Here is a 20,719-nt window from a genome sequence, read left to right on the forward strand (position 1 = left end):
CGATCAATAATTTGATTGGGAGGAGGTTGCGGTTAATGTGCTCAGCGGGCTGCGAAAATGTCTGGATAGACCGCCACCGGCCTGACCCGGTCATTCGCTTTCATCCAAACTTCAAGGTCAACTCGGTCGCATTCCGAGGCTACGGTAACGTCCACAATGAGATCCGGGTCGATTGGCGTGAAGACCTGAACCTCGGCATCGTTCAGCGTCGGACGGTTGTCCGGCGTGCCAAAGGTTCCTCGCGACCAGCGAGAGTCGATGGCGCTGACGGTGCAGTCTTCGAACATCCGCCGGAACCCCCATGGACCCCCAAGATATCGGGTGTAGTTGAGCACCGGTCCGGAGGACGCATTGGCCCAGCAGAATCGGCAGCTGTGCGTCCAGAGGACCGACGGCGCTATCTCGAGGATAGCCCAGCGGCATCGAGAGGTGCGGATCTTGGCGGAGAACATCGACCGGTTGATGTCCTGAATCGACAGCGAGAGGGCATCAGCACGGCCATCAGCGCGCCAGTCATCGGTATACCAATAGGACACCCCGTGCGCGTCCAGGACCTGCCGGGAGGCAAGGCCGTCCGCCAGGATGCTCGGTAGGTTGGGCAGTGGCGTAAAATGGTAGAGCGCGGTGATGCCACGCTCGCGTGCTTCCAAGCAGATCTTGATCGAGTTGCTGTCCATTGGCCAACGGTAGCGAATTTCTCGTGGGTTTGAGCTGCAAACTGTTCTTTCCCGAAACGGTGGCACCTGCAAGTGGCGACCTCACAGTCTGCTTTTTGGGCGAAGGCGCCAATGACCCTTTCAGAATCCATCCTCGGTCGGTTACCTGTTGAAAAAGCAGAGGGACGCGCATGGCGGACGAGGACTTGATCGAAGATGAGGCAGCCGCTGGCCCTCGTCAGTTCCATATCGCAGAATGGTATGGTCGCCCCTTTCTCGACCTAACTGACGCCGAACGTCTTGAACTGGCGAATTTCAGGCCGACCGGGAAAATGCTTACAAAAAGCGAGATGGATCGTATCGTCAATTTGCGAGCCAAGACTGTTCTCAGCCCGACTGAACAAATTCGCCTAACTGCACTCGAGAGCCGTCTGGAAGCCCTCCAGACAACACAGCAACGCTGCCCCTTTCGAACCGACAATCCGTTTCCCTTCTGCACGAAGGTCGGCGGCGTCTGTTCCATGCGCGTCTACGAAGCGGACGGCGACACGATCTCGGCTGTCGAAGGCGATCGTGGGTATCTGAGGGCGATGTGCCCGTATCGATTCCATGAGGGAAACGCAGTGTTTTGTGACATCGGCCAAGAACTCCTGAACGATCCATCACCCCACCAAGCAGGCGAGGTCGGATTTCTCGAGTCGACGGGGAACTTAGACTCTGCGCCCGGTGAGGATGTTGGTCGGATCGACATGGTCCTTGTTGGCACGACCGCTCCTCCGGGCCATCCGCTCGAGTGGTGTGCCGTCGAGATCCAGGCTGTCTATTTTTCGGGCCGTGAGATGGGGATCGAGTTTCGGGCCATGCGGGATAGCGGCGGGAGGGCAACTATGCCAGCGGCGCGACGGCGCCCGGACTACCGAAGCAGCGGGCCAAAGCGCTTGATGCCACAACTCCAGACGAAGATCCCGACCCTTCGCCGATGGGGCAAGAAGATGATTGTTGTTGTCGACGAAGCTTTCTTCCAATCGATGGGCTACATGGAGCATGTTCCGGAGATCTCAAACAGCGATGTCGTGTGGTGGCTTGTTGATTTCGTCCGGGACGCGCCTGGAGAGCCGTTCAGGCTCGTGACCACTCGCCAAGTATACACAACCCTCGAGCGTGCCATTGAAGGCCTGACGGGCGGGAACCCGGTTGCGAAATCAGAGTTCGAGCACCGCATCCGGATCAAGTTGGACACTCCATGATGTCGTTCTACAGTTGCTCGAGTCGTCGAAATGTGGTAGCAGCCATGGAAACGAAAGAAGAACATACAGGAAGCCAAGCATGAGCAAGCGGAGGACCGCTGTAGATTTGTTCTGCGGCGCAGGAGGGTTGTCTGCGGGGCTGGAGATGGCCGGCTTTACGGTTCTGGCCGGGAATGATCTGTTCGCAGCGGCAGGTAGGACTTTCGAGGCAACTCACCCGAACGCGAAGTTCTTCGGCGAGCCGATCCAAGACCTCAAAATCGACAATCTCCTCCGCGATACCGGCTTGAAAAAAGGTGAGCTGACGGTCCTCGTCGGCGGGCCGCCATGTCAGGCCTATTCGGTATATAATCACCAGCGCGGCATGCACGATGAGCGGGCCCAGCTCTTCCGACAGTATCTTCGCGTGGTTGAGGGACTGAATCCTGAATGGATCGTGATGGAGAATGTCGCTGGCATTTTCTCAATCGCTGGTGGCGAGGCCGTCCACGCGATTGAAACGGAGCTGCGTGCCCTCGGCTACAATGTCGAATACCAGATCATGCGGGCAGAGCAGTATGGGGTTCCTCAGGAGCGTCGCAGGGTAGTGTTCATCGGAAACCGGATCGGCGCTCCCATCAGGCATCCACAGCCCACCCATGGACCGGGCCTGGAGCCGCTGGTTACGATCGCCGACGCTATCAGTGATTTACCACCGCTGGAGAATGGGGAGAACCCAGGGTGCCAGAATTATCCTGTAGAGCCGAAGACCGAATACCAGAAGGCTCTTCGCGGAAACGCAGTTGAGGTCAGCTGCCACGCGGCACCGCGCTTGGGCAAAGTGAACGTTGAGCGATTGGCCCACATTCCTCCGGGCGGAAGCTGGAGAGATATTCCGTTCGACCTTCTTCCGGCTGGCATGAAGCGCGCGAAAAGATCGGACCACACGAAGCGGTATGGCCGGATGACTTGGGATGGACAGGCCTGCACGATCCTGACCAAGTGTGACATTCATTGGGGCGCCTATCTTCATCCAGAGCAGGATCGTGCAATTTCTGTGCGCGAAGCGGCGAGGCTGCAATCGTTCCCGGACAGTTTCCAATTCGTCGGCTCAAAGACTGAGCAATACGTTCAGGTAGGGAACGCTGTGCCTCCACTGCTTGGCAAGGCCATAGGTCTCACACTGTTCGAGCTGATCGCCGAGGCCGCGGAGGCAGAGGGCGCCGCCGCCTGAAATGGCGCAGGTAAAATCTCCCATGTCCCGATCCGAGAACATGTCTCGGATTAAATCCAAGGACACTGCTCCTGAAATGGCCATCCGCCGAGGGCTACATGCCCGCGGATTCCGTTCCAGGATTCATCGCCATGACTTGCCAGGTCGTCCTGACTTGGTGCTGATCAAGTGGCGCGCTGGCATCCAGGTGCACGGGTGCTACTGACATGGGCATGATTGCTTAGGGCGTGCTCCAAAGACCAACACCGAAACTGGGGCCCCAAGATCGCCAAGAATTGCGAGCGTGACGCTCGAAACGAGGCTGCGCTTCGGGATGCTGGCTGGCGTGTTCTGATCGTGTGGGAGTGCTGCTTGGTTGGCGCCGGTCGATGGGGTCGGGATGAGCTCCTCGACCGCATCGTCAGCTGGGTTCGCGGCGATAAGCCATATCTCGAAATCGAAAGTGCGCAGTAGGACCGACACTTTCGACCAGATTGACCGGGACCACCTCACTGAAAAGAGGCCAGGCAGGGGCGAAAACCGATCAGAAACAGTTCCAACCAGCATGGGCGAAGCCCTGGCTCCAGCACTGCGACGAGAAGGCAGTCAGAGGCAACGGCGAGACTGGCACACGAAATAGGTGGGAGCTCTAATCGGCTTCCCCTTGGCTATGCTTCCAAAAGCGGATCGCTGGTCCATCCATTTCTGCGAGCGCGTTGGCAACATCTACGCCACCGAAAAGCTGCGTTCTCGACGCCAGAGGATGGAAGTCGGGTGCTTCCGTGGCCCAATTCCCATCACCGTCGCATCGGTGGTGCGCAGCGCTGGGAAACAGGTTATCTGAAAGTGGGATATTGGCATGCGGGTTATGATAGACGTTCAGACCCTCTCCCCAGCTCTCGCGGTAGCCCGGCGCGTTCACCACTGCTTTGAAGACGAGCGGATGTGTCGCGCCGGAGTCGCGGTCAATACAAGTCCCTTCCCTGATCATCAGCACATCGCCAGCACCGAATCCTCCTACTACCCCCATCCGGTTGAACTTGGAAATCGTCCCGGCTGATGTCGATATCACTGCACTGATATACTGAGCGTCAGGAATATCGAAGAATCCTGAAGGTATTACCTTATCGCCCCAACGGTGTTCGGTGAGCTTCGCTGGAATTGCAATCACATTGCCTTGCTCATCTTGATCAGCAGTATAATCGTAACCATAAAGATACCGCTCAAGCGCTGATCGGGTATAGACCATCGAGCCCGGCGAGGAGAAATCCGCCACCGCAAAGATCAGCGGCATCCCCGCGATCTGAGGCTGCTCCCAGTATCTCTTCCGTAGCTTGCTGAACAGAGGACTGCCGAACTTGATCGGCATGTAGTCGTTCAGGTAGGCATGCTGCTGTTCTACGGTCTCGATCGGCGGCTGTGGCACGATCTGTGCGCCCATGCGCGTGGGGCCCACTGTAACAGCCTCAATCGCAACCTCTCCCCGAAGGCTCCGCCCAATGAAATCGGGAACAGCATGATCAGCGTCCAGCCTAAACCCGAGTTCGGTCAGGGTTGCGAAAAGATACAGTTCCCAGACTCTCTGATCGAAAGCCGTAGACTGGAACTGTTCCACGAAATTGCCGTCGAGATCTTCATGCCAACGCATCATAGGTTCGATGATGCCGCGTGCCGGGGAAAATACGCCTTCCGTCGCAACTTTCATGTAATCTGGATGCAGCGCTTCAGGCGCGTGCAGAGGTGTGAAAAAGTCGACCGGCGCACCCACCTCATCGCCTTGGTGATGAAACTCATCGGGTTTCTCCAGCAGGTCTGCCACCAGCTCCGCCAAGGCGTCGCGCGCCTGTTCCGGTTCCTGGAAGAAGTCGGTCATCGAAGTCCATCTGAACCGGAGCTTCTTGTCCCGGCCAAACGCCATGCCCGAGAAGTCGTTGTCGGACCGGTCACGTATGAGCATCCCCAGGATCGTCCCGCCCTCGTCTTCGAAGTATGCCACCTCTTCGCCGGAAAGAACGGCTCTTGGGTCTCGCGCGTAACCAGCGAGCGCGTCGAAGCGCAGTTTCAATATCTCCCGCACGGCTACTCCATCCAGTATCCAGTCACTCAATTCCGCGTGCAGTGCATGCCCTGCGGAGCATCCGTATCGCATCTTGTAGAATGCTCGAAAAGGTCGGTCATGCATCCGGGGGAGTTTTCGATCACGCTGCTGTGCGATACGGTCACCATTGCTGTGATACGATCCGGTTCGCTGATTGGGTTGCGGAGACCTTGTGCACCTGTTGACGAAATGCACAGGTTACAGCACATCTGTTCGCACACCGCCGAATTCGATCCGGACTCTGAGGAAACGTTCCTTTAATATCAGTGGTTTTTGCTGCTTGGCACCTGCCCCTACCGCCGGAGCCACTTTTGGCAGTATCCATAAAGGTTTTCAAAGCCCCATGGTCGAGAGCTGGTCTCTCAGCGATTCACCCCTCGATTATAGCTCTCGAGGATCTTGTGAAATCCCGGGCGCGGGAAACCGCTGATCTCGATAGAGCAGTCTCAAAGGTTGCTTCTTGTGCGGTGGGTGGATGTCAAGGGTATAGTTGTCTACATGGGTGCGGCTGCCGCCGGCCCGGGGCAGGGTCAACAAAAAGGTGGCGCACATATGGACCGAGCCGGTCGACCTGGAGCCTCACTCGCAGCCGGTTGCCCGATGTGCCGCAACGCAACGAAGTAATACATCAATCCGCAACAATAGCCCGCACGATGAGATCGCGCGCACTGTGACCTCCTTTCAATTCTTGGTGCGCCGCGCGTTTGCCTCGATCCACCTGGCATAGCGGGCGTTGAGGTTCGGAATATCAGGGAATATATGACGTGTCGCTGTTGGCGCGGTCGTCATAACCGGCGTTCTTGCTCTTTATTCATCCGAGCAACATGCCAATGATCTCAGTCCTCTATGTTATGATCTGGCGACGCTATGGCGGCCTTATTGTAACGCAATATTTCAATTATGAAATTATTATCACAAATGCAACGCCAGATTTTCTAACGACTGCACTTCCTGACCTCAATCGCTTGAGGTCAATAAAAACAATGATTTGCGACGGATGCTCCCCGCCCCGTGAAGCTCGCCGTGCGGAACTTACCGAACTTCTCGAATATATTGCTGAGATGATCGGCGATCCCGGCAACGGGGAAGCCTACCTGCCGATCTTTACGCGTGTAGAAGCCGAGATCGACGCGCTTTCCCAAACTGAGAGCGCAATCGAGCGAGCCCGCCGCGTCAGGCGTGAGAAGGGCGCGCGAGCGGCTCGGAGTTGATCATGATGCGATTGTGGTATGCAAGCTTCTTTTCAAGCGTCATTTTGTCCCCGTAGACTTCCCTGCCCCTGGCCTTTTTTACAGAATGTCCCATCAGTTCAGCGATATGGTCGTCTCGGACGTCGGCATTCCGCAGCCTGGTTTCGAAGATATGGCGCATGCCGCCGACGGTGACATCGTCAGGGAGTAGCCCAAGTTCGCGCAGCCCATCGTTCGCTTCTGCCGAGAATGACCCCTTGCCCCGGAATCTGGCAAAGCCCTCAGGATTGCGCTGGAATGCCTCGAGGGCTCGACCAACGAGGGGTATTGCACGCTTCGATGACTTGTTCTTGATCTCCCGCTTGTATTCTCCAGTTTCACGCTGGATCATGATGTGCGGCACGTTGTCCTCAAGATGTATAGACCCAGGCGGAAGACCCGTGACCTCGGCCTGACGACACCCCGTTTCGGAAAGCGCATAAATTACGTCACGCGTGTCGGTGTTCAGCGTGTCAAGCGCGCCGACCGCCAAGATCTTTTCAAGATACTCGACAGGTATCTCCGCCTTCCTGCTTTCTTCATCGAGGATGTTGAGGCGCTTCGCCAGCCCATTGAATGGACATGAGGGGATCATGAGCTCGTCGATCCCGAGGTGGATATGGAACTTTTCCCATAGCAAGCAGAGGTTCCTAAGTTCTTTTTGGGCGGTATCTCCTCGAATGTCATCGTCAATGATCCGATCTTGCAGAGCATCCCGCAGCGAGACAGCCTGCCTACGCGTAATTTCGCCGAAGACCGGGTCGTATCCCAGCAACTCGACTACCTTGCTCGCCGGTCTTTTCCAGCGGTATGTCCATGTTCTTGTTTGGGTATGATCCTTGTCTCGCACCTCCGCACGAAACCAATCCTTCATCGAGTCGGCGACCTCGGTGATGGAGAGTCTGGGCCGCTCTACACCGCCGAAAGCCGCGACCGATACCGGTGACCCAGGTTCATCACCTTCCGATTTCAAAGATGCGAACCGAGCCAAAATCTCATCTAAGGGGCCAGCTGCTAACTCACTGGCTGTCTGGTATCCCCACGATCGAGCTGAGGCCAACTTGGCGATCGCCTCGTAGTAGTCCCGTGACCCTGAATTTCGGCCTGAGAGCCTTGCATCGAGATCAGCCATGATCTGACGCTCGACAACTGCCAGTCGCGCAGCTGCTTCGCGTTCATCACCAGTGTAGAGGCTTTGATGTATCTCGCGACGGGACTCGATTGACCTATAGCGCTTGGGAACCCTCATTCGCAAATGCCATATCCCGCCTCTCTTCGCCTTGCCTGCCATGTTCCGAACCCCTGCATATAGACGATCTCACCAATATCGCCCGGTATAATGCTCGCCAAGTGCTCTGGCCCACAAATTGCTACCATTTTTGCTACACACGCGATATAGGGCCCCCACGGTGATTGTCGAGATATATCCTTATAAATAAGGGAATCCAAGTAACTTTATCCGCGCATAACACGAGCAGCCGAGTCCTCTCCTGGGCACCATAAATCGGCCGAGTATCTCGGTGATTTACACGCTTCCTCCATACCCCCGGAAATATTTGGCGCTTATTAGGCCTTGTTCAGGTGGATGGCGTTTCGTCCCGTATCGACTGACGGCATGCGGCGCGGATCGCGCCATGACAGTCGGGATTATCCCCCAGAGTTCGGCATAAAAAACCCCGCCGCGAACGTGCGCGACGGGGTGGGGCAAGGCTTAGTCAGGCCGGTTTACTTCACGTCGAAACGGTCGGCGTTCATGACCTTGGACCACGCCTTCACGAACCGTCCGACGAAACGTTCGGCTTCATGTTCCGCGGCGAAAACCTCCGCCAGGGCGCGCAGTTGCGAGTTCGAGCCGAAGACCAGATCGACACGCGAAGCGTTCCACAGCTTTTGTCCGCTGGTGCGATCATGCCCCTCGAACATCTGCTCATCCTCACCCACCGGCGACCAGACCGTGTTCATCGCCATCAGATTGACGAAGAAATCATTGGTCAGGGTGCCGGGGCGATCGGTGAAGACACCCGTGTCCGAGCCGTCGAAATTCGCACCCAGCGCCCGCATTCCGCCGACCAGCACCGTCATTTCCGGCGCGCTCAGCGTCAGCAGATGCGCCTTGTCGATCAGCAGTTCCTCGGTCGGGACCTTGTATTCCTGCTTGATATAGTTGCGGAATCCGTCTGCGATCGGCTCCAGCACGGCGATGGATTCTGCATCCGTCTGCGCATCGGTCGCATCGGTACGGCCGGGGGTGAAGGGGATCGTGATCGTTTGCCCGGCAGCCTTGGCCGCGGCCTCGACAGCGGCGTCACCGGCCAGAACGATCAGATCCGCGATGGAGATCTTGACCTCCCCCTGCGCGTTGAACGCCTCGCGGATACCGTCGAGCGTGTCCAGCACCTTGGACAGTTGCGCCGGATTGTTGACCTCCCAGTCCTTCATCGGGGCCAGACGGATGCGCGCGCCATTGGCACCACCACGACGGTCCGACACGCGGAAGGTCGAGGCGGAGGCCCAGGCGGTGCCGACCAGTTCCGAGATGCTCAGATCGGAGGTGAGCACCTTTTCCTTGAGGTCCGCCACATCCGCGTCGGAGACCAGCGGGTGATCGACCTCGGGGACCGGATCCTGCCAGGTCAGTTCCTCGGACGGCACCAGCGGGCCGAGATACAGGCTTTTCGGGCCCATGTCGCGATGCGTCAGCTTGAACCATGCGCGGGCGAAGGCATCCGCGAACTTCTGCGGATTGGCGTGGTAATCGCGGGCGATCGCCTCATATGCCGGATCGATGCGCAGGGCCATGTCGGCGGTGGTCATCATGATCGGCACCTTGCCGTTGCCATCGACCTGCGGCGCCTTCGCATCCTCGGGCAGGCCCTTGGGCTGCCACTGGTTCGCACCGGCGGGGGATTTCGTCAGCTCCCACTCGTTGCCGAACAGGTGGTCGAAATAGGTCATGTCCCAGGTGATCGGCGTCGGCGTCCACGGCCCCTCGATGCCGGAGGTGATGGTGTGCACGCCCTTGCCGGATTCGAAGGTGGACAGCCAGCCCAGACCCATGTCGTGGATTTTGCCACCCTCGGGCTCCGCACCCACATGGGACACGTCACCTGCGCCATGCGCCTTGCCGAAGGTGTGGCCACCGGCGACCAGCGCAACGGTTTCCTCGTCGTTCATCGCCATGCGCGCGAACGTATCGCGGATGTCACGCGCCGATGCGGCGGGATCGGGGTTGCCGTCCGGGCCTTCGGGATTGACGTAGATCAGGCCCATCTGCACGGCTGCGAGCGGGTTTTCCAGCTCACGATCACCGGTATAGCGGGTTCCCTCACCGCCCGACACGGCCAGCCATTCGGTCTCGGCCCCCCAATAGATGTCTTGCTCCGGCTCCCAGATATCCTCACGCCCGCCGGCGAAGCCGAAGGTTTCGAAGCCCATGGTTTCGAGAGCGACATTGCCGGTCAGGATGAACAGGTCGGCCCACGAGATCTGGTTGCCGTATTTCTGCTTCACCGGCCACAAAAGGCGGCGCGCCTTGTCCAGGTTGCCGTTGTCGGGCCAGGAGTTCAGCGGTGCGAATCGCTGCGTGCCCGAGGTGGACCCGCCGCGCCCGTCCGCCGTGCGGTAGGTTCCGGCGGAGTGCCACGCCATGCGGATGAAGAACGGGCCGTAATGGCCGTAATCCGCCGGCCACCAATCCTGCGAATCCGTCATCAAATCCGCCAGATCGGCACGCAAGGCGTCCAGATCCAGCTTTGCGAATTCCTCGGCGTAGTTGAAATCCGGCTCCATCGGGCTGGCCGCCTGCGTGTTCTGATGCAGGATCCCGATGTTGAGCTGGTTGGGCCACCACTCCTTGTTCGAGCGGGTTCTGTTGGTGCTGCCATGCATGACCGGGCACCTGTCCAGCCGTGTCAAATCGTTGCCGTCCATTGATACTCTCCCTAAGATTTCCACGGGCCACACAGCCCGGACAGGAATCGTATAGCAGACCTACGCGATTAGTTTAATTTGCATTTTCTGATTGGCTTCATAGTTTCAGGTTATGAATAACCTTACCCTCAGGCAACTCAGGTATTTTCAGGCGCTGGCGCAACATGGGCATTTCGGCCATGCGGCGGCAATGTGCTCGATCTCGCAACCTGCGATGTCGGTGCAGATCCGCGAGCTTGAGGAAAACCTTGGCGTGACATTGTTCGAACGCTCCGCGCGCAAGGTTCGCCTGACGCCGTTCGGGGATGAACTGGCCGTTCGCGTGCGCGACATCCTGGGCGCGGTGGATGAGCTGGGCGAACTGGCCCGCGCCACCGCGGGCAAGGTGCCGGACCGCTTGCGTATCGGTGTCATCCCCACGGTAGCACCCTATCTGTTGCCAGCTATGGTGACGGCGTTGACGCGCCTGAACCCCGCGCTGGACCTGCACGTGCGCGAAACGCAGACGACCGGGCTGTTGCGCGCGCTGGAGCAAGGGACGCTCGACGCGGCGGTGGTCGCGCTTCCCGTTTCGCATCCCGCGTTCACCGAGGTCGCGTTGTGCGAGGAGGATTTCGTCCTGGTGCGCCCGGCGGCGGATGCGGACAAGCCCGTTCCCGATGGCGAGGCCCTGCGCCGGATGCGGCTGCTGTTGCTGGAGGAGGGTCACTGCTTTCGCGATCAGGCGCTGGCCTTTTGTGCCGCGCCCGCGAATATGCCCCGCGACGGGCTGGACGGCAGTTCGCTGACCACATTGGTGCAGATGGTCGGTGCGGGGATCGGGGTGACGCTGATCCCGGAAATGGCGATCGGGCTGGAAACCGGCTCCGCCCCGGTCAGCGTCTCCCGTTTCGGGCATCCCGCCCCCAAACGCACGATTGGCCTGATCTGGCGCAGGACCAATCCTCTCGCCACGCAGCTCCACACGATAGCCGAGGTTCTGGGCAGCGTTTCACGCCGCGATTAGCGGTCAGTCCGCGCGGGCGGTGGCCAGCGCCAAGCCGTCCACCACGGCGGTGAACGCCTGCGCCCGGCGGATTTCGGCGTTCGGGCACAGGGCGCGGGCCTGCTCTCCGACCATCCCCATCAGGCTGGAGCCGCCGACCAGCACCACCGCGCCGATTTCCTCTGGCGCATTGGTGGCCAGTTCGAAGGTGTGCTGCATCGCCTCATGGATGCGGCGGGCGAAGGGGATCAGCGCCCCGTTCAGCGTGTTCCGGTCAATCGGCGCGGTCAGGCGCGGTTCGATGAATGTCATGTCGATGCCGGAGACCTGACCGGAATTCGCGGCGATCTTGCCCCGCTCCACCGCGAAGGCCAGCTCGTGCCCCAACTGTTCGTCGATCACATCGGCGAGGCGCTGCATCCTGTCGGGCTGCACGGCATCGCGCAGCATGTCCGCCACCTTGCGTTGCGTGTCGCGGCTGTACAGGAACGGGATCTTCGCCCAGGTCGCGAGGTCGGCATAAATATCGTTGGGAACCGGCAGCAGACCCTTGCCGAAGGTTCGCCGCAACTCCCCCCCGTGGCCCAGATTGGGCATGGCATGGGACATGGACACGACCTGATCGAAATCCGTGCCGCCCAGCCTTATGCCGTGACTGGCCAGGATATCCACCTGCGTTCCGTCCGTGCGAAAGACCGAGAAATCGGACGTGCCGCCGCCGATATCGACGATCAGGCCCAGGGTGCCGCTGCGGTTCAGGCCATGGCTGGCCAGGGCTGCGGCTTCGGGTTCGAACAGGAACTGCACGTCCTCGAACCCGGCGGCGTGATAATAGGCGGTCAGATCGGCCTCGGCACGGGCGTCGCGTTGCGGGTCGGAGGAGTGGAAATGCACGGGCCGCCCGGACAAAGCCCGCGTAAAGCTGCGCCCGGTCTGTTCCTCGGCCCGCGATTTGAGCACGCGCAGAAAATCGGTGATGATGCTCGACAAGGTGCGCTGCTTGCCGCCCACGGGGCGAAATTCGTTCAGCAGCGATGTGCCGAGCACGCTTTTGAGTGCGCGCATATAGCGCCCTTCGTCCCCGGCGATCAGGGCGCGGGCCGCCGCCTCCCCCAACAGCATGTCGCCCCCCTCGGTGGGAAAGAACACGGCCGTGGGCAGGGTGTCTGCGTCCCCTTCGATGGGCAGGCGCACCGGGGCACCGTCCACCAGAATGGCGGCTGCCGAATTCGAGGTGCCGAAATCGATTGCTAGCATGTCGTCGGCCATCACGCGGCTCCTGTCGGGGCGAAAGGCGGCGCGGATACCCCAGAGCGTGAGCGCGTGCAAGGCCAGAGCGTGACCGCGCTTAGGTTTCGTCCCGACTGCGACAGGCCTTGCGACGGGGCGCGCGCCTGTTGCAATACAAACAATAGCCGACATCAATCCGATTGGATGGAGAGCCCTTTCATGAAACGACTACTGTTCTGCCTCATGCTGCTGGGCGCACCCGCCGGGGCGCAGACCCTCTATTTCTCCGCCATACCCGATGAGGATGAGACGCGCCTGATCGAACGCTTCGGCGCCGTGGCGGGCTATCTGGAGGCGGAGTTGGACGTGGATGTCGAATACGTTCCAGTCAAGAGCTATGCCGCCGCCGTCACCGCCTTTCGCAACGATCAGATTCAGCTGGGCTGGTTCGGCGGCCTGTCAGGTGTGCAGGCCCGCATCGCGGTTCCGGGATCGCGTGCAATCGCGCAGGGAGCGGAGGACGAGACCTTCGTGACCTATTTCATCGCCAACACCGATACAGGATTGCAGCCGAGCGATACATTCCCCGATCTGGCCGGACACAGCTTTACCTTTGGGGCGCAGACCTCGACCTCGGGCCGGCTGATGCCGGAATTCTGGATCCGCGAATCCACCGGCCAGTCGCCCGAGGCACTGTTCTCGGATGTGGGCTTCTCCGGCGATCACGGGCAGACACTGCGACTGGTGGCATCGGGTGCCTATGATGTCGGCGCGATGAACTTCACCGTCTATGACCGCGCCGTCGCGGATGGGCTGGCCGAGGTGGATCAGGCCAGGGTGATCTGGCAGACGCCGCCCTATCCCGACTACAACTGGACGATACGTGAGGACGTGGACGCCCGCTTTGGTGAGGGGTTCGCGGACAAGGTTCAGGCCGCCCTGATCGGAATGCAGGATGAGGCGCTGCTGGCGTCCTTCCCGCGCGATGCCTTCATCCGGGCGGACAATGCGCTGTACCAACCGATCGAGGATACGGCGCGCGCGCTCGACATCATCGACTGATGGAGGGTTTGCTCCACCTGCGCGACCGCTCGGTGGGATGGGGGGACCGGACGGTTCTGCCTGACCTGAGCCTGAGCGTTCGACAGGGGGAGCGGGTCGCCCTGCTGGGGCGCAGCGGTGTGGGGAAGAGCACGCTGCTGGCCGCCCTGGCCGATGCCGCCGGGACCGCCGCACTGGTTCCGCAGGATCACGGGCTGGTCGGTCCGTTGAGCGTGTTTCACAATGTCTGGATGGGGCGGCTGGACGAATTCGGTGCCCTGCGCAATCTGACGACACTGATCTGGCCGCGCGCCGCGCAACGCGCGCAGGTTGAGGAGGTGCTGGACCGTGTCGGTCTGAGCGGTCTGGGCCGCCGGCCCGTGGCCGAACTGTCAGGCGGCCAACGCCAGCGGGTCGCGCTGGCGCGGGCCCTGTTGCGGGGCGGGGCGGTCGTGCTGGCGGATGAGCCTGTCTCCGCGCTCGACCCGGCGCAGGGGGCCGACCTGTTGGGCGCGGTGGCGGATCGTTTCGGCACGGCGGTCGTGGTTCTGCACGATGCGGCGCTGGCCCGCGCATTCGCGACCCGCATCATCGGTCTGCGCGATGGCGCGGTCGTGCTGGACGCGGCACCGGCACAGATCAGCGATGCGGACCTTGCGGACCTTTACCGGTGAAGGCGCGGCACGCCCTTGCCGGTTTCGCCGTTTTGACCGTGTTCGCACTCGCGCTGGGCGATATGAGCGCGCAACGCCCCGATCCATGGCTGACCCTCGCGGCGATGGGGCGCGGCATTCTATCACCGGATTTCGGTGATCTGGCAGGGTTGGCGCAAGCGACCGGGCTGACCTTGGCCTTCGCGTTTTGCGGTGTCGGGCTGGGCGCGGCCGCCGGTCTGGCACTGGCGCCGATCTATGCCCGCGTGCGTATCCTGTGCGTTTCCGTCCGGGCGGTGCATGAACTGTTCTGGGCGCTGCTGTTGCTCAACATCACCGGCATCTCACCCCTGACCGGCGTTCTGGCGATCGCGCTGCCCTATGCGGGCATCTTTGCCAAGGTCTTCGCCGAATATCTGGAGGAGGCCGACCCTGCGGCGGAGGCGGCGTTGCCACCCGGCTTGCCCGCCGCGATCCGGCTGATCTGGGTGCGGATCCCGCAATGCCTGCCGCAGATGCGGACCTATACGCTTTACCGGCTGGAATGCGGATTGCGCTCATCCGCCGTGCTGGGCTTCGTCGGGTTGCCAACGTTGGGGTTTGAACTGGAATCCACCTTTCGCCAGGGCCTGTACGGTGAGGCGGCGGCGGTGCTGCTGATCTTCCTCGCGCTGATCCTGCCGATGCGACGCTGGGTGATCTGGCGGCTGGTGCCGCTCTACCTGATCGCATCCATCGTGGCACTGGTCCTGGTCGACACGCCGCCGATGGGGTCCGGCGCGTTGATGCGGTTCCTGAACGACATCGTGCCCGCGCCTGTGCGCACCGGGGCGGATTGGAGCGGATGGCTGCACAAGGTCTTTGTTGAGCAGGCGTGGCCCGGGGCGGTGAACACCCTTGTCCTGTCGCAGATCGCGCTGGCCGGGGCGGCGCTGCTGGCGGCGGTGGCGTTTCCGGCCATCGTGCCACGGGTGGCGGGGCGGTTCGGGGCGCTGATCGGTCACGGGGTACTGGTGGTTCTGCGGTCCATCCCCGAATATATGCTCGCCTTCGTCTTCGTGCAGATTTTCGGGGCGTCTATGCTGCCGGCGGTGCTGGCGCTGGCGCTGCACAACGGGGCGATCATCGCGCATCTGATGGGCCGACAGGCGGGCGGCGTGACCCTGCGCCCGGATGCGCCTGCGGGACTGACATTGTGGGCGTGGGAGTTGTTTCCGCGCCTGAACGGCACATTCTGGGCGCTGTGCCTTTATCGGTGGGAGATCATCCTGCGCGAAAGCGCGATCATGGGTCTGCTGGGCATCGCGACGCTGGGTTTCTACATCCAGACCGGTGTTCAGGAACTGCGCCTGGACCGGGTGATCGCCTTGCTGCTGGTCTCGATCCTGCTGACCTTCGCCATAGATCAGGTGTCGCGCATTCTGCGCCGCCGAATGCATCTGGGCGGCGATCTGCGGGTGGAGGCGACGCGCGGTCGCGGGAAAGGCGACGTCACCCCGCGTGAGGCGTGAAAATTGGCACGTGCCTGTCGCGGCGGAATGCAATATGCCCAAGCGCAACGCGCCGACCATACCATACATACCCATGTCAATCGGAGGTCCCATGACGATCTACCTGCATCAAAACGATTTGCCCGACGGGCTAGACCTGGGCCCGGTGGTGGCCATCGACAGTGAGACGATGGGCCTGATCCCGCATCGCGACCGCCTGTGCCTGGTGCAATTGTCCAGCGGCGATGGCGATGCGCATCTGGTCCAGATCTCGCAGGATCAGACCACGGCGCCGAACATGGTGGCGATGCTGACGGATCCCGATGTGCTGAAGCTCTTTCACTTCGGCCGGTTCGACATCGCGGTGCTGCTGCATCGGTTCGGGGCCGTGACCGCGCCGATCTATTGCACGAAAATCGCCTCGAAACTGGTGCGCACCTATACTGATCGGCATGGGTTGAAGAACCTGCTTCAGGAATTGCTGAGCGTCGACATCTCGAAACAGCAGCAATCCAGCGACTGGGGCGCTGCGACATTGACCGAGGCGCAAAAGACCTACGCCGCGTCAGATGTGCTGTACCTGCACCAATTGATGGACGCGCTGAACCTGCGGTTGCAGCGTGAGGGGCGCATGCAGATGGCGCAGGCCTGTTTCGACTTCCTGCCGACCCGCGCCGCGCTGGATCTGGCCGGGTGGCCCGAAACCGATATCTTCGCGCACTGAAATGAGCCGCCTATTTGTGCACCCCCGCACGGAGCGCGGCTTTACCCCGAAGGGCGGGCCACCTAGATGAGCGTCATGACCGATACACGACAGATGATAGAGGCAGGCCGCGACGTCCTGCGGATTGAGAGCGCGGCCCTGTCGCAGTTCGCGGATGCGCTGGACGACAGTTTCGCGCAGGCGGTGCGGATTTTGCTGGCGACGCGCGGGCGGATCGTGATCTCGGGCATGGGCAAGTCCGGCCATGTCGCGCGCAAGATGGCCGCGACCTTTGCCTCCACCGGGGCACCGGCGCAGTTCGTGCATCCGGGTGAGGCGAGCCACGGCGATCTGGGCATGGTCACCCCTGCCGACAGCCTGATCGTGCTGAGCAATTCGGGCGAAACGCCGGAGCTGACGGATATTATCGCCCATTCGCGCCGCTTCAAGATTCCGCTGATCGGGGTCGCGAAAAAGCCCGATTCGACGCTGGTCCGGCAATCCGATGTCGCGATCCTGCTGCCCGACGCGGCGGAGGCCTGCCCGAACGGGCTGGCGCCCACGACCTCCACCACGCTCACCCTGGCGCTGGGCGATGCGCTGGCTGTCGCACTGATGAAACAGCGTGATTTCAGCCCCGAGAACTTCCGTGTCTTCCATCCCGGCGGCAAGCTGGGCGCGCGGTTGGTCAAGGTAGGAGATCTGATGCATTCGGGGGAGGAAATGCCGCTGGTCACACGCGACACTCCGATGTCCGATACCCTGCTGACCATCACGCAAAAGGGCTTCGGCACCGCTGGCGTAATCGAGGCTGGCACCCTGATCGGGGTCATCACCGATGGCGATTTGCGGCGCAACATGACCGGCCTGCTGGACCGCACCGCCGGCGATGTGATGAGCGCGGACCCCAAGACCATCGGGGCCGGCGAACTGGCCGAGGCCGCCCTGGCGGAGATGTCGGGCCGGGTCACGACGCTGTTCGTCACCGCGGACGGCGCGCCGGTCGGTATCGTCCATATCCACGACCTGCTGCGCGCCGGGGTGGTCTGAGCCTGTGCGCCGCGGGCCGGGATATACGCGGTTCGTCCGCTACCTCAAGATCGTGCTGCCGCTGGCCGCGATCGTCCTGCTCAGCACGATCTTCCTGATTGATCAGGATCGCATCGACTTCGATGAGAATCTGCTCGGTGATCTGCCCGCCGGGCTGGACTTTGACCAGGGGGTGCTGTCGCCACGTCTGGCCGGGGAACTGACAGATGGCACGCCCTATTCGCTGCAGGCGGAATTCGCGGTGCCCAGCACCGACGGCTACCGCCTGCGTGAGGTAACGGCGCGTGTGGAGCGATACGGCGATCCGGTGCAGATGATAGCGGCCGAGGGGGCCTATGCCGGGGCGGACAAACGTCTGATCCTGAGCGGCGGCGTTGACCTGAGCACGCGGGGCGGCGTCCGGCTGACGACGCAAATCGCTGAAATCGGCCTGCAGGATCGGGCGCTGACTCTGCCCGAACCGCTGGACCTGACGGCACCCGGCGCACATTTGCGTGCGAACAGCCTGCGGACCGAGCAGACACCCGCTGGCGATGATATGATTTGGTTTGAGGGGGATGTTCGGCTAAGCATCACCCCGGATCGGTTGGCGGAGGATACGGAATGAACAGACGATTTGCAGGTTCGCTGGTGGCGGGCATGATGTTTGCAGGCATGATGATCGCGGGTGCCGCGTTCGCCCAAGCGGAGCAACCATTCTCGACCTTCCAGCACGACAGCTCGCAACCGCTGGAGATCGTGTCGGACCGGCTGGGCATCAGCCAGGCTGCGCAGACCGCCGAATTCGTCGGCAATGTGGAGGTGATCCAGGGCACGCTGACCATGCGCGCCCAGCAGATGACGGTGACCTACGATCAGTCCAGCGGCGATATCCGCCAGCTGATCGCCACCGGCGATGTCCTGTTGTCGAGCGGCAGCGAAGCCGCCGAGGGCCAGCGCGCGAACTACAACGTCGATACGGGGTTCCTGGTGATGGAGGGCGATGTCCTGTTGACCCAGGGGCAAAGCGCGCTCAGCGCCCAGTCGATGCGCATCAACCTCAACGAGGGCACCGGCGAATTTTCGGGCCGCGTCCGCACGGTCTTCGTTCCGCAGTCGCAGTGATGGAGGCGACGCAAGGGCTCCAAGTCCTCAATCTGGGCAAATCCTACAAGAAACGATCCGTCCTGCGCGACATATCGCTCAGCGTGAAGCGAGGTGAGGTCATCGGCCTGCTCGGCCCGAACGGCGCGGGCAAGACGACCTGCTTCTATTCCGTGACCGGACTGGTCACACCGGATGCCGGCACGATCATGATCGACGGCACCGATGCGACCTTCCTGCCGATGTATCGCCGGGCGCGGCTGGGCGTTGGCTATCTGCCGCAGGAGGCGTCGATCTTTCGCGGGCTGTCGGTCGAGGACAACATCCGCGCCATTCTGGAGCTGGTGGAGCCGAAGCCCAAGCGCCGGGAACAGCAGCTGGATGAGTTGCTGGCGGAATTTTCCATCACGCATCTGCGGCGCACACCATCGCTGGCCCTGTCGGGCGGGGAACGCCGGCGGGTGGAGATTGCGCGCTGCCTCGCCTCACGCCCGTCCTACGTTCTGCTGGACGAACCCTTCGCCGGGGTCGATCCGATCGCGGTCGGCGAAATCCGCGATCTGGTGCGCCAGCTTCGCGACCGCGGCCTGGGTGTCTTGATCACCGATCACAACGTGCGTGAGACGCTGGAAATCATCGACCGCGCCTATATCCTGCACGATGGGACCGTCCTGATGTCCGGTACACCTGAGGACGTGGTGGCGGATGAGAACGTGCGCCGGGTCTATCTGGGCGAAGGGTTTCGCTTCTGACCGGGCATCCGTGGTAGAGCTGAGTCATGTCGCTGAGCCAACGTCTCGATCTGAAACAGACCCAGCAGTTGCGGATGACACCGCAACTGACGCAAGCCATCGCATTGCTGCAATTGTCGGCCAGCGAACTGCTGAACCGGGTGGCGGAGGAGGTGGACAAGAATCCCATTCTCGATCTGGATCGCTCGCGCCCCGTATCGGGCGGGCTGGCCCCCACAGGCGGCGAGGATTTCGACCGCGCCGCCTCCGTGGCGGAGGCTGTCACCCTGCGCGCGCATCTTCTGTCGCAGCTCGGCGGATTGCGGGCGAAGCGCGAGACCCTGTCCCTCGCCATGGCGTTGGTGGACGAGTTGAACGCGGACGGGCGGCTGACCGCCCCGTTGTTCGAGATTGCGGATCGCTACGGCGTGATGGTCGGAAAGGTCGAGCAGGCGCTGGCCCTGGTGCAAAGCTGCGACCCGGCAGGCGTCGGGGCGCGTAGTCTGGGGGAATGCTTTGCCCTGCAATTGGATGAACGCGGTATGCTCGATCCCGCAATGCGTGAGATTTGCACCAATCTGGCGGATATTGCCGGACCGGGTCGTGCGGACCTGTTCGCACGCACCGCGCTGGACAAAGAGGCGTTCGAAGCCCGGCTTGCCTTGCTGCGCAATCTCGATCCCCGTCCGGGTCAGGCATTCGCGCAGGACGCCACCGCCCCCACCGTCGTACCCGATGTGATCGTTCGGCGGCTGGGGCAGGAGCAGGGCGGGGGCTGGCAGGTGGAGCTGAATTCCGAAACCCTGCCGCGTGTGCTGGTCAATGACATCTATGCCAGCGAGGTTTCCGCCAGCGGTGAGGAAGCAGCCCGGTTCATCAGCAACTGCAAGGCCAGCGCAAGTTGGCTGGTGCGCGCGCTGGAACAACGCGCGCACTCCATCCTCAAGGTGTCCGAGGCGCTGCTGCGTCATCAGCGCGCCTTTTTCGAACAAGGGGAAATCGCCTTGCTGCCCTTGTCGATGGCCACCCTCGCGGAAGGCATCGGTGTGCACGAATCGACGGTCAGCCGCGTCGTTGCGAACAAATACATCACAACGCCCCACGGGATGCGTGAGTTGCGAAGCTTTTTCAGTCAAGGCGTGACCAGTACATCCCGGACTGTCGGCTTCGCCGCCGGGGCCGTCCATGCCCGGCTCAGAAAGCTGATAGCGCAGGAAGATCGCGCGCGCCCTCTCAGCGATGAGGCATTGGTCCTCATTTTAAGAGAAGACGGCGTCGATATTGCACGACGGACCGTTGCGAAATATCGTGACGTTATGGGCATTCCTTCATCGGTTCAGCGTCGCCGTCTCAATTCCGCTACGCGGGGCTGAGGGGCTGGGCGCGGCGCGCATCTGTGCC

19 protein-coding genes are annotated in these 20,719 nt (G+C 61.5%); 14 read left to right on the forward strand and 5 right to left on the reverse strand.

The features are described from left to right. Window positions 1-41: 41 nt before the first annotated feature. Window positions 42-677: a DarT ssDNA thymidine ADP-ribosyltransferase family protein gene (locus H1S03_RS04655; protein WP_185803379.1), complete on the reverse strand. Its 636-nt coding sequence runs from the start codon at window positions 675-677 to the stop codon at window positions 42-44. A gap of 170 nt (window positions 678-847) precedes the next feature. Here H1S03_RS04655 and H1S03_RS04660 point away from each other — a divergent pair, with 170 nt between their 5' ends. The 3 genes from H1S03_RS04660 to H1S03_RS17455 all read left to right on the forward strand — a co-directional run bounded on the left by H1S03_RS04660 (window position 848) and on the right by H1S03_RS17455 (window position 3,321). After that, a complete protein-coding gene (locus H1S03_RS04660) occupies window positions 848-1,903 on the forward strand; it encodes a NotI family restriction endonuclease (RefSeq protein ID WP_185803380.1) in 1,056 nt (351 codons plus the stop codon). A 79-nt stretch (window positions 1,904-1,982) separates the two neighbouring features. Then, window positions 1,983-3,116: a DNA cytosine methyltransferase gene (locus H1S03_RS04665; protein ID WP_185803381.1), complete on the forward strand. Its 1,134-nt coding sequence runs from the start codon at window positions 1,983-1,985 to the stop codon at window positions 3,114-3,116. A 40-nt stretch (window positions 3,117-3,156) separates the two neighbouring features. Continuing rightward, on the forward strand, window positions 3,157-3,321 hold the full coding sequence (locus H1S03_RS17455; protein WP_249777819.1) for a hypothetical protein: 165 nt from the start codon (window positions 3,157-3,159) through the stop codon (window positions 3,319-3,321). Between the two features lie 423 nt (window positions 3,322-3,744). On the opposite strand, the gene H1S03_RS04675 is transcribed toward H1S03_RS17455, so the two are convergent. Next, on the reverse strand, window positions 3,745-5,277 hold the full coding sequence (locus H1S03_RS04675; protein WP_249777807.1) for a hypothetical protein: 1,533 nt from the start codon (window positions 5,275-5,277) through the stop codon (window positions 3,745-3,747). Window positions 5,278-6,023: 746 nt separating this feature from the next. Between H1S03_RS04675 and H1S03_RS04680 the strand changes: the two genes are divergently transcribed. Beyond that, complete coding sequence (locus H1S03_RS04680; protein WP_221892596.1) at window positions 6,024-6,404, forward strand: hypothetical protein; 381 nt, start codon at window positions 6,024-6,026, stop codon at window positions 6,402-6,404. Here the strand turns inward: H1S03_RS04680 and H1S03_RS04685 are convergent. Further along, window positions 6,367-7,713, reverse strand: coding sequence for a DUF6538 domain-containing protein (locus H1S03_RS04685; protein ID WP_185803383.1), 1,347 nt, complete (start codon window positions 7,711-7,713; stop codon window positions 6,367-6,369). The two genes, H1S03_RS04680 and H1S03_RS04685, sit on opposite strands and share 38 nt — an antisense overlap. Window positions 7,714-8,147: 434 nt before the next feature. Continuing rightward, window positions 8,148-10,352 carry a catalase/peroxidase HPI gene (gene katG, locus H1S03_RS04690; protein WP_185803384.1) on the reverse strand — a complete coding sequence of 735 codons (2,205 nt, stop codon included), beginning with the start codon at window positions 10,350-10,352 and terminating at the stop codon, window positions 8,148-8,150. A 112-nt stretch (window positions 10,353-10,464) separates the two neighbouring features. Here katG and H1S03_RS04695 point away from each other — a divergent pair, with 112 nt between their 5' ends. After that, window positions 10,465-11,358, forward strand: a complete 894-nt coding sequence (locus H1S03_RS04695) for a hydrogen peroxide-inducible genes activator (RefSeq protein ID WP_185803385.1) — start codon at window positions 10,465-10,467, stop codon at window positions 11,356-11,358. Between the two features lie 3 nt (window positions 11,359-11,361). Here H1S03_RS04695 and H1S03_RS04700 read toward each other — a convergent pair whose 3' ends face one another. Then, window positions 11,362-12,606, reverse strand: coding sequence for an Hsp70 family protein (locus H1S03_RS04700; protein WP_185803386.1), 1,245 nt, complete (start codon window positions 12,604-12,606; stop codon window positions 11,362-11,364). A gap of 180 nt (window positions 12,607-12,786) precedes the next feature. Here H1S03_RS04700 and H1S03_RS04705 point away from each other — a divergent pair, with 180 nt between their 5' ends. The 9 genes from H1S03_RS04705 to rpoN all read left to right on the forward strand — a co-directional run bounded on the left by H1S03_RS04705 (window position 12,787) and on the right by rpoN (window position 20,691). Further along, a complete protein-coding gene (locus H1S03_RS04705) occupies window positions 12,787-13,629 on the forward strand; it encodes a putative selenate ABC transporter substrate-binding protein (protein ID WP_185803387.1) in 843 nt (280 codons plus the stop codon). Then, window positions 13,629-14,282 (forward strand): ATP-binding cassette domain-containing protein, encoded by a 654-nt coding sequence (locus H1S03_RS04710; RefSeq protein ID WP_185803388.1) that lies wholly within the window; start codon window positions 13,629-13,631, stop codon window positions 14,280-14,282. Before H1S03_RS04705 ends, H1S03_RS04710 begins: the two co-directional genes overlap by 1 nt. After that, entirely contained in the window at window positions 14,279-15,772 is a 1,494-nt protein-coding gene (locus tag H1S03_RS04715; protein WP_185803389.1) for an ABC transporter permease, read from the forward strand. The genes H1S03_RS04710 and H1S03_RS04715 overlap by 4 nt, the downstream gene beginning before the upstream one ends. Window positions 15,773-15,863: 91 nt before the next feature. After that, a complete protein-coding gene (locus H1S03_RS04720) occupies window positions 15,864-16,475 on the forward strand; it encodes a ribonuclease D (RefSeq protein WP_185803390.1) in 612 nt (203 codons plus the stop codon). Between the two features lie 75 nt (window positions 16,476-16,550). Beyond that, on the forward strand, window positions 16,551-17,504 hold the full coding sequence (locus H1S03_RS04725) for a KpsF/GutQ family sugar-phosphate isomerase (RefSeq protein ID WP_185803391.1): 954 nt from the start codon (window positions 16,551-16,553) through the stop codon (window positions 17,502-17,504). A 4-nt stretch (window positions 17,505-17,508) separates the two neighbouring features. After that, on the forward strand, window positions 17,509-18,111 hold the full coding sequence (locus H1S03_RS04730) for a hypothetical protein (RefSeq protein WP_185803392.1): 603 nt from the start codon (window positions 17,509-17,511) through the stop codon (window positions 18,109-18,111). Continuing rightward, on the forward strand, window positions 18,108-18,608 hold the full coding sequence (locus H1S03_RS04735) for an LptA/OstA family protein (protein WP_185803393.1): 501 nt from the start codon (window positions 18,108-18,110) through the stop codon (window positions 18,606-18,608). Before H1S03_RS04730 ends, H1S03_RS04735 begins: the two co-directional genes overlap by 4 nt. Continuing rightward, complete coding sequence (gene lptB / locus H1S03_RS04740; protein WP_185803394.1) at window positions 18,608-19,339, forward strand: LPS export ABC transporter ATP-binding protein; 732 nt, start codon at window positions 18,608-18,610, stop codon at window positions 19,337-19,339. The genes H1S03_RS04735 and lptB overlap by 1 nt, the downstream gene beginning before the upstream one ends. Before the next feature lie 26 nt (window positions 19,340-19,365). Beyond that, window positions 19,366-20,691, forward strand: a complete 1,326-nt coding sequence (rpoN, locus tag H1S03_RS04745) for an RNA polymerase factor sigma-54 (RefSeq protein WP_185803395.1) — start codon at window positions 19,366-19,368, stop codon at window positions 20,689-20,691. The last annotated feature ends 28 nt before the right edge of the window (window positions 20,692-20,719 follow it).

The sequence above is a fragment of the Pontivivens nitratireducens genome, assembly GCF_014235845.1.
Lineage (GTDB): Bacteria > Pseudomonadota > Alphaproteobacteria > Rhodobacterales > Rhodobacteraceae > Pontivivens > Pontivivens nitratireducens.